Origin of the sequence: Cyanobium sp. Cruz-8D1, from assembly GCF_024345975.1 — a bacterium.
Lineage (GTDB): Bacteria > Cyanobacteriota > Cyanobacteriia > PCC-6307 > Cyanobiaceae > Cyanobium.
In genome coordinates, this window is the sequence record NZ_JAGQCD010000074.1 from 1 (window position 1) to 8,805 (window position 8,805).

Genomic DNA, 8,805 nt, shown 5'->3' on the forward strand with positions numbered 1-8,805 from the left:
ACAGTCCAAATGCTGCGAAATCGGGCTGTCTGAGCGCTTGAACTGAACCCATCTGACGAAATCACCGAGAAATCAGCTCGGAGATGGGAAAACACGACTGCTTAGACGGTTTTTCCGCAAACTCTTAAGGTTGCACTTCAGGGAGGAGCCAAGTCAACCGTTGACTCCCTAAGAAGGCCGATGTTTACGAGCTTTCCTCTTTGCTTGCCGCCTCAGGATGAGCAAGGGCCGCTATTGGAGTTCCTCGAAGAGAAAGAGCAGGAGTTAAATGGTCTACTGCGAACCTCTGAGCAAGCCATTCTTCTCCTACAAGAACGCCGCTCCGCCCTGATCTCCGCCGCCGTCACCGGCCAGATCGATGTGCGTGGCCTGGTGCCCGAGGCTGAGGCTGCATGAGCAGCACCCCCAAGACGATCCAGATCTTTCTGCCCAGCGGCGAACCCCACGGCATTCGCATCGCTGAGATCACCACCCGCATCGTGCAGGTGATCGAGGTGCCCCGCAGTCTGCTGGCCGATTTCCTGGCGATGGAGCAGAGCCGCCAGGTGGGGGTTTACTTCCTCCTCGGCGAAGCCACAGAAGGCGGCGACCGCTTGGTGTACGTGGGCCAAACCGGAGACCTGGGCGCCCGCCTCAGCATCCACAACCAGAAGAAGGACTTCTGGGATCGTGCCCTGGTGCTGATCTCCCGCACCAACAGCCTCACCCAGACCCATGCGCTGTTCCTGGAATGGCATGCCATCAAGCAGATTCGCGATGCCGAACGCTTCGCGGACGAAAACGGCAATAGCGGCTTCAAGCCCCATACACCTGCCCCTTTGGAAGCCGAATGCCTGGAAATCTTCGAGACGGGCCACACCCTGATCACCAGCCTCGGCTTTCCGCTGTTTGATCGCGTCGTTGCAGCTTCGTCGTCTTCACGCGAAGCCGACATGCTCTTCTGCCGCAGTCCCGGTACGGGCGTGGAGGGGCGAGGCCTCTACACAGCCGAAGGCTTCGTGGTGCTCGAAGGCTCCACAGCCCGGGAGGCCATGACCCCTTCCACCACCCCTGCGCAGAGACAGTGGCGCCAGCGGCTGATCGAACGCGGCGTGATGCAGCCCAACGGCAACGGCGGCCTGGTTTTCACCAAAGACCACCTGTTTCAGACCCCGTCCGGTGCCGCCATTGCCCTGATGGCCCGCCGCGCCAACGGCTGGATCGAATGGAAGAACGGCGAGGGTCTCACCTTGCACCAGCTGCAGCGGGAGCCGCAGGCCGCTGCCGTGTCATTGGATTAGCCCACCAGCAGTGAGCAAGCAGCCTCATGATGCTCACTTCAACCAAGATCCCTAGATCATCCGAATTTCGACAACTATGCACCCCGTGCATAGTCTTGAGGGCTACCCCTGGAGCTTGGGGTACGACCTAAGCTGAGCGCCACCAAGTAGCAGTGCCGCCTTGATTGAGCCTGGCCTTCTCTTTTTTCCGCCACCCGAAATCCTGGATGCCATCGCCCAGCGGGTTGATCCAGCGGCTGGAACCTCCGGCCTACTCATGGCGGCCAGGGAGCGACTCAAGGACCCTTTGCTCGTGAATCCACCTTTCTCTGTCCAGGATGCGACCTGAAGTGATCCAGGAGGTTTGGAGCCGATGAGCCTCCACCACGAAGTCGCCTTCGAGCGCGAGATCTGCGAGCACCTCGGCGCCCATGGCTGGCTCTACGAAGAAGGCAGCGCCGCTGCCTACAGCCGTGAGCTCGCTCTCTACCCACCCGATCTGATCGCCTGGGTGCAGCAGGCCCAGCCTGACGCCTGGCAGGTGCTGCAGAAGAACCATGGCTCCAAAGCCGAGGGCACCCTTTTGCAGCGCGTCCGCCAGCAGCTCGACCAAGTGGGCACCCTCGATCTGCTGCGCCACGGGGTGGAGGTGCTCGGCTTGCCCAAGGCCCTCAAGCTGGCAGAGTTCAAGCCGGCCTTCGGGCTCAACCCGGCGATCCTGGCCCGCTACAACGCCAACCGCCTGCGGGTGGTGCGGCAGGTGCGCTACTCCACCCACAACGAGAATTGCCTCGATCTGGTGCTGTTCCTCAACGGCATCCCCGTCGCCACCGCCGAACTCAAGACCGACAACACCCAGAACATCGCGGACGCGGTGTGGCAATACAAGAGCGACCGCAACCCCAGGCCCGTCGGCCAGGCTCCGGAGCCACTGCTCTCCTTCCCCAGTGGCGCCCTGGTGCATTTCGCCGTCAGTAATCGCGAGGTGCAGATGACGACCCGGCTGGAAGGCCCCCGCACCCAGTTCTTGCCCTTCAACCAGGGCAGCGACCCCGGTGGGCCCAACTGCGGCGCCGGCAATCCGGTGATGGCGGGCCATCGCACCGCCTATCTCTGGGAGGAGGTGTGGGAGCGCCATAGCTGGCTTGAGATCCTGGGCCGCTACTGCATCGCCGAGCGCGACAAGAAAAAGCAGATCAAACGGCTGGTTTTTCCCCGCTACCACCAGCTGGCCGTGACCCGGCTGCTGCTCAAGGTTGTGCTGGAGGAAGGCGCCGGCCTGCGTTATCTGATCCAGCACTCAGCCGGCTCCGGCAAAACTGCATCGATCGGCTGGAGCTCCCATCTGCTCGCCGATCTCCACGACGAGAACGACCGGAAGCTGTTCGACACCGTGCTGGTGGTGAGCGACCGCAGCGTGATTGACAGCCAGCTGCAGGAAACTCTCGAGAACTTCGAGCGCCGCAAAGGGGTGGTGGCCTCGATCACCACTGAGAAGGGCATCAAGAGCGACCAGCTGGCCGCCGCCCTCTCCGGCGAAAAGAAGATCGTGGTCTGCACCATTCAGACGTTCCCAGCCCTGATCAAGAAGATGCAGGAGCTCACCGCCACCAGTGGCAAGCGCTTCGCGGTGATCGCCGATGAGGCCCACAGCTCCCAGACCGGCCAGGCCGCCGACAAGCTCAAGCAGGTGCTCTCCGCAACCGAAGCTGCCGATCTGGCCGATGGCGGCGAGCTGGACATCGAGACCCTACTGGCAGCCCAGATGAGCGCCCGCACCAGGGAGGCCGGCATCACCTATGTGGCCTTCACCGCCACCCCCAAGGCCAAGACGCTGGAGCTCTTCGGGAGGCGTCCAAACCCTGCTGAACCGGCTGGCCCGGGCAACCTGCCGGCACCGTTTCATGTGTATTCAATGCGTCAGGCGATCGAGGAGAAGTTCATCCTCGATGTGCTGCAGAACTACACCTCCTATAAGCTGGCCTTCCAGCTCGCCCAGGAGGGTCAGAGCTTTTCCAGTGAGGAGGTGGAGCGCAGCGCCGCGCTCAAGAAGCTGATGGGCTGGGTGAAGCTTCACCCCCACAACATTGCCCAGAAGGTGCAGATTGTGGTGGAGCACTTCCGCCAGTTTGTCTGGCCGCTGCTGGATGGCAAGGCCAAGGCGATGGTGGTGGTGGGCTCCCGCAAGGAGGCCGTGCGCTGGAAGCTCGCTATCGACAAGTACATCAAGGAGAAGAGCTACCCACTCGGCACCCTGGTGGCCTTCAGCGGCGAGGTGAGCGATGAGGAGAGCGGCCCCGATGGCTTCACGGAACGCAGTCAAAGCCTCAACCCCGGCCTCAAGAGCGACATCCGCGAGGCCTTCAACGGCGCCGACTATCAGATCCTGCTGGTGGCCAACAAGTTTCAGACCGGCTTTGATCAGCCGCTGCTCTGCGGCATGTACGTGGACCGCCGCCTGGCTGGCATCCAGGCCGTGCAGACCCTCTCTCGGCTCAACCGCTGCCATCCGGGCAAAGACACCACCTACGTGGTGGACTTTGTGAACGAAGCAGACGACATCCTGGCAGCCTTCAAGACCTACTACGCCACCGCCGAGCTGGCCAAGGCCACTAATCCCATTCTGATCCTCGACCTAAAGACCAAGCTCGATGCCCAGCGCCATTACGACGAGTTCGAAATTGACCGGGTGGTGAAGGTGCTGCTGGATGCCACCCGCACTGACAAGGTGCGGCAGAGCCAGCTGATCGGGGCTATCGATCCTGTGGCTCAGCGGCTGATGACCTTGTACAAGAAAGCCAGGATCGCCTATCGCCAGGCAGAAGAGATCAATGACGCCGACGCACAGAAGCGTGCCAAAGACGAACTCGACGCACTCACGCTGTTCCGCACCGACATGGGCACCTACGTGCGCTTCTACACGTTTCTGTCTCAGATCTTCGACTACGCCAACACCGGCATTGAGAAGCGGGCAATCTTCTACAAAGCGCTTCTTCCACTGCTGGAGTTTGAGCGCGAGATCAACACGGTGGATCTCTCCAAGGTGGTGCTCACCCACCACCATCTCCGCAATCTCGGCACCAAGAAGCTCGACCTCAGCCAAGGCGACAGCCTCCTGATCCCAGGCATGGCCCCAGGTGGTGGTGGGGTTCAGGACAAAGACAAGGTCGAGCTGGCGGAGATCATCGCCAAGCTCAATGATTTGTTCAGTGGCGATCTCGGCGATAACGACAAGCTGCCCTATGTGTGTTCCGTAATCCGCGGCAAGCTGATGGAATCCTCCACCCTGCAACAGCAGGCAGCCGCCAACAGCAAGGAACAGTTCTCCAATTCACCCGATCTGAACAAGGCGTTGCTGGACGCGATCATCGGCGCTCTTGACGCTCATCAGTTGATGAGCACCCAGGCCCTCAACTCTACCGAGGTACAAGAGGGCATCATCGACATCCTGCTCAATCACACCAATCTCTACGAAGACCTACGCGATCAAGGCCAGCAGGAATGACCCCTGATCCGCTCACCCTGGCGGCCGCCAAGCAGGCCCGCAATGTGGCCGTGCAGATGATGGCGGAGCGCGGGCGCGGTCTGGTGCTGGTAGGCGTCGCTCGGCTGGACCTGGCCCTGGAGCATCTGCTAAAGGCGGTGATGGCACCGAGCAAGGACCCCGAAGACAAGCTGTTCACCCCCGATCGTTCCCTGGGTAGCTACGGCGCCAAGATCAGCCTCGCGGCACGTCTGGGGCTGATCGAACCATCGATCGAGCAGGCCCTTCACGCCGTCCGCAGCGTGCGCAATGACTTCGCCCACAGCGCAGGCGACCCCACACTGGCGGAACCGCGCCACCAGAAGCGGCTGCAGCGGGTGTATCCAGAGGCGGAGAGATCACCGTTGTGGATGGCCCTGGCGCCTCTGCTGCAGAGCCAGGCCGGGCTTAGCGCTGATGAGCAGGTGTTCATCCTGCTGGTTACCACGTTGGTGGCTTCCATTGAGGCCTGTGCACTCCTCCAGAAACCCTTTGTGCCTCGAGCCACGGTGCGATTCAGGAACGGCTGAGGCGCATCCGGGATCGGCAGTGTCAGTTTCATCCCATTCCACCCAATCGCACCGCCTCCTGGTACTCCTCCTCGATCCCCAGCTCTGAGTCCTCATCGGGCATCAGCCACTACCGCTTCGCGGGCCTGCGGCTACATGCCCACGTGGATCAGGCAGGCCAGGGCCAGGTCGCTCCAGCTGCCGGGCAGGGTCTTGAGCCTGCGGGCGATAGCGGGCTCGTTGATCTGCAGCCCGCCCTGGCCCATGGCCGCCACCTCGCTGAGCACCGACATGAACTGCGGCTGGTCCATGTCCAACCCCTCGAACATCTGCAGGGGCTGGAGGCCGTAGCTCACCGGGTCCTGCCGCAAACCATCGGTCTGCACCTGCCGCAGGTCCTGGGCGGCGATGCTGCCCCGCAGATCTTTGGCCATGTTTGCCGGCTCGCCGTAGGGCTGGGCCTCGATCAACTGCAGCAGCAACCGATCGGCCTCGTCGCGATGCTCGTCTAGATTATACGGCTCCAGCAATGCCTGGGCCAGGTTGAAGGCCGTGATCAGGTCGTCTGACGCCGCCGCCAGTGTCTAGAGGTGTCCGTTCAGCCCCGGCGGCCAGGGCCCCGGCGATCACGAGCAGGCTGCCGAGTCTGCGTAGAGCAAAGGCGTTCCGGGACTCCAGCTCAAAGGCCACCTCCAGCGCCTCGCGGGCTTCTACCTTGTCGCCCAACCGCATCGCGGCTAGCGCTAGCCACTGCTGCCCGGCGTTGCAGCACGCGAGGTGGGCAAGTATCAAGATCTTTGATCATGCCTTATAAAGTTGCTGGCCAACATTACGCCCACGATATCGGAGGCTTCATCAGAAATAAAAAGCGGAAAGCACAACAGCTATAAACACGCTTGCACCAGCTGTAGAGCACAGTATTTTAATCCAAAACATTGCCTGAGCAAATGCATTAAGCATCTCCGATTCGGAAGGCTTCCAGTCTTCATTTTGCTGGAGGTTGTCATAGAGTGAGTTCAACCCATCAAGACTGAATACACGCATGTGGTGTAGCGAATAGCCAATAGAGAAATGGTATAGCACGTACTGCAGCAAATCAAATAAAAGAGCTGCAACTGACAGCACCATTGGCCAAAAAAGGCGGACTGCACCTAGTGCATGCGCGCTCTCTTCCGTTAAATCAGAAATCTTGCCCGCTAGCAAAGCCCAGCAAGTTCCAAGCACAGCCAATGCAATCAATCTGGCCCTGCCTGAAAGAATCTCCGAGTTTTTGGCACCACCATCCTTGATCGATCCTCTTATTCTGTTTATATAGTCTTTCTTCTTCTGGTTTTCATCATCCCATTCTTTTTTGGCTTTGGCTGCGCTCATCGGATACTTGGGATTCATTTAAAACAATTTAGGGTTGGCCATGAGCTAATCGGAATCCAGCTGCATGGCTTATTTAGACAGCGCCTTGAATAAATCTACGTGAGGCTGCCGCAATTGACCGTCGGATTCACGCGTGCCTAGCGCTAGTGGACTTCTTAAGTATATCTATCCTGCTTATGTCGTCAAGAGCACATTGCCGGAAAGAAAACTATGGCGATAGCCGCAGTCGCCATGGCGACTTTCGGTTCACGGCCGGCAGGAGCGCATGGGCAGGCATCGCCGAGCCGTAAAGGGACAGAGGAGCCCCCACGGTATCGGCGGCAGTGCGCCGGCCCCCAGGCCCTTCAGCCGAAACCCTTGGCCGGCCCTCGATGGCTTGGCGGCAGCAGCGGAATCTCGATCACCGCCCCCTGCTCCACCGGGTAGCCCTCCATCTGCAGGTGGATGTCGCTGCAGACCAGGGTCAGTGGCGGATCGAGCTCCAGGGCTTCCATGAACACCAGCACCACGTCCTCGCCCGGCCCGGCGGCATCGGGATGGCGCTTGACGTCCTGCTGGAACCGCAGGGACGTGTACTTCTTGAGGTCAGGCCGGGCCGAGAGCACGTTGGTGCGGAGGAAGCGCTCGTTGCCGTAGGCGGTCTGGTTCACGAACATCACATAGGGCTCATCCCCGTCCGGCCCCGGCAGATCGTCCTGGGTGGCGATGTGGATTCCTGGCACGCTGCTGCCTCACCGGCCTGGCCCCCAGCATCCACCGAAGACGGGCCGGCGAGAAGACCAGGCCGTGACCTCAGCACTTCAGATCGGCGACACGGTGCGGTTCTCAAGGGCCTTCCTGCAGGCCACCGCCATGGTCACCGGGCCCGAGGCCCCCAGCGGCGTGGGACCGTTCGCCCGCGGCACCGTGGCTGCCCTTGCCCCCATCAGGAGCCTGGTGTTTGCGACAGTGGTGTGGGCTGACGGCGAGGGAACCCAAGTCAAGGTGGTAGAGATCGAGAAGCCATGCATCTCACCACATCCGATAAGATCATCAATAACGGCAAGCGCAAGCCCCGCACTTACACCCATTCATGAATATCATCAAATTGGCAGTTGTCAGCGCTGTTACCTTGCTAAGCATCCCTTCAATTCCTGCCACTGCACAACAGGTCGACCCACGCATCCATAAGCTGTGCGTTGAGGCAAAGGATTACGTGGGTTGCGTTAGAGCCATGTCAGGAGACACCTCTACTCAATCCAGAACCGTCAATTCGCAGGGCGCAGACATTGCAGAAGGCAACCAATGCCCAGCAGGCTTTGCGTATATCGGTGGAGGAAACTGCCAACGAGTAGATTGTATCTATCCTTCGACCGATCTAGGGCACGACCCCATTGTCGCGGGGAAACCTGGCTGGGGATGCAAGTACAACTGGATCCGAGGGGCTGGAGAGATGCGCCTTGGAGCAGTGGGCCGAGCCTTCAACAATCCCGATTGCCCACCCGGAAATCCGCCAATCGGGTATAATAGCACCTGCCAAGTTCGCAATGAGACAAAACCGGCTGCCACCATTGAAAGCAATCAGGGGAAGGAAAAGAAGTTTCCTTGGGAATAGGAAAACATATTAGAACGAAGGCAATCGTGATCATCAGCTCCTGAGCGGGTGAAGGTATGGCTATCCTGGCTCTCGCCAAGCATGGCCATTGCGACTAGTAGTCTTGCCGCTCTGGCTTAGGCAGCCGTCCTTCGAAGAGGTCTTCTTGGCGCATCATTCGGTGACGCCACACCTCCAAGTTAACTTGCAGGTTATTAGGAGGACGCCTCGGCCACGCGCAGATCTTCCAGCTCGGTAGAGGAGCGGTTGTCAGGCAACCCGCCTTGCGACGCTGATGGCCAGGCTGACGCCCCAATCGATCCGCGCGAGCCATATCAAGCTGCCAGCGATCGGGATCTTGATCGTCTAAGTCAGGCGCAAGGGATCCCTGTATTCAGCAGACACAGCATCGCCATCGCTCGCGGCAGTAACACCTGCACTGCACTAGGAGTTTGTTGCCAATAGAGCATCGAGCCTCTGAGCACGGCGAATTCTGGCCGCGCTGAACTCTTCATCGCTGCTGAGGCTCTTTTGTTCTGCTGAGCATGCCCATCGATGGGCCTGAATCAG

At 60.2% G+C, this 8,805-nt stretch carries 8 protein-coding genes; 4 read left to right on the forward strand and 4 right to left on the reverse strand.

Annotated features, from left to right (window positions below; genetic code table 11):
- The first annotated feature begins 204 nt into the window (after window positions 1-204).
- The 4 genes from KBZ33_RS20485 to KBZ33_RS20500 all read left to right on the forward strand — a co-directional run bounded on the left by KBZ33_RS20485 (window position 205) and on the right by KBZ33_RS20500 (window position 5,312).
- Window positions 205-396: a hypothetical protein gene (locus tag KBZ33_RS20485; RefSeq protein WP_255011955.1), complete on the forward strand. Its 192-nt coding sequence runs from the start codon at window positions 205-207 to the stop codon at window positions 394-396.
- Window positions 393-1,280, forward strand: coding sequence for a GIY-YIG nuclease family protein (locus KBZ33_RS20490; protein ID WP_254955311.1), 888 nt, complete (start codon window positions 393-395; stop codon window positions 1,278-1,280). Before KBZ33_RS20485 ends, KBZ33_RS20490 begins: the two co-directional genes overlap by 4 nt.
- A 352-nt stretch (window positions 1,281-1,632) precedes the next feature.
- Window positions 1,633-4,764: a type I restriction endonuclease subunit R gene (locus tag KBZ33_RS20495; protein ID WP_254955312.1), complete on the forward strand. Its 3,132-nt coding sequence runs from the start codon at window positions 1,633-1,635 to the stop codon at window positions 4,762-4,764.
- The gene (locus KBZ33_RS20500) at window positions 4,761-5,312 is read left to right on the forward strand and encodes a DUF4145 domain-containing protein (protein ID WP_254955313.1); all 552 of its coding nucleotides are present in this window, start codon (window positions 4,761-4,763) and stop codon (window positions 5,310-5,312) included. The genes KBZ33_RS20495 and KBZ33_RS20500 overlap by 4 nt, the downstream gene beginning before the upstream one ends.
- Before the next feature lie 131 nt (window positions 5,313-5,443).
- Here the strand turns inward: KBZ33_RS20500 and KBZ33_RS20505 are convergent, their stop codons facing one another.
- The 4 genes from KBZ33_RS20505 to KBZ33_RS20520 form a co-directional block, all read right to left on the reverse strand.
- Window positions 5,444-5,821, reverse strand: coding sequence for a hypothetical protein (locus KBZ33_RS20505; protein ID WP_254955314.1), 378 nt, complete (start codon window positions 5,819-5,821; stop codon window positions 5,444-5,446).
- Window positions 5,822-6,146: 325 nt separating this feature from the next.
- Window positions 6,147-6,662, reverse strand: a complete 516-nt coding sequence (locus tag KBZ33_RS20510; RefSeq protein WP_254955315.1) for a hypothetical protein — start codon at window positions 6,660-6,662, stop codon at window positions 6,147-6,149.
- Between the two features lie 344 nt (window positions 6,663-7,006).
- Window positions 7,007-7,384, reverse strand: coding sequence for a hypothetical protein (locus KBZ33_RS20515; RefSeq protein WP_254955316.1), 378 nt, complete (start codon window positions 7,382-7,384; stop codon window positions 7,007-7,009).
- A gap of 78 nt (window positions 7,385-7,462) precedes the next feature.
- Complete coding sequence (locus KBZ33_RS20520; RefSeq protein ID WP_255011956.1) at window positions 7,463-7,588, reverse strand: hypothetical protein; 126 nt, start codon at window positions 7,586-7,588, stop codon at window positions 7,463-7,465.
- Window positions 7,589-8,805: the final 1,217 nt, after the last annotated feature.